Genomic DNA, 566 nt, shown 5'->3' with positions numbered 1-566 from the left:
CTCCTCGACGTCGCCCCCGTCCGCGTCGTCGTCGCCGTACCGCTCGGCGTGCCAGTCGTCCGACCACCGCTTCGCCGACACCGGCTCGCCCCGGTGTATCTCCGATAACTGCCGCTCGATCAACTCCGGCGGTGGGTACTCCGTCGGATCGACCGACGGGTTCGGCGTCCGCAACTCGGCCGGCGGGATCAGCTTCTCCGGCGGGATCGCGTCGACGCCCTCGACGACGACCTCGCCGTAATCGACGCCGCCCGGCGACCCCAGTACCGACTCCTCCCCCGTCGCCTTCTGCACCACCGCCTCCGCCTCCCACTCCGGCGGCCGCTCGAAACCGTCGCGCACCTCCTCGCCCGGCGGGGCCTCCGCCGACTCCGGTATCGGCGTCCCCGCGTCGACCGTCTCCCCCGGCGGACAACACAGCGGACACTCCGCCGCGCCGTCGGCGTGGTGACACTCCCGCTCCCGCGTCTCGGCACCCACTCGGCCCCCGGCCCGCGCCGACGGCCACAGCGACGCGAGAGACGGCCGCGCGTCGCCGCTGTCGTCGCCGCTGTCGTCCTCGACGG

At 74.4% G+C, this 566-nt stretch carries 1 protein-coding gene; it reads right to left on the bottom strand.

What is annotated here, in order from left to right; translation table 11 throughout:
• Positions 1-566 (bottom strand): hypothetical protein (locus FCS21_RS16840; protein ID WP_222927978.1); only part of this gene is annotated, 566 nt, incomplete at both ends.

The organism is Colwellia ponticola (genome assembly GCF_005885605.1).
In the GTDB taxonomy this organism is placed as follows: domain Bacteria; phylum Pseudomonadota; class Gammaproteobacteria; order Enterobacterales; family Alteromonadaceae; genus Colwellia; species Colwellia ponticola.
The sequence above is the reverse complement of the archived record's forward strand: the minus strand, read 5'-3'. Positions and strand labels throughout refer to the sequence as shown.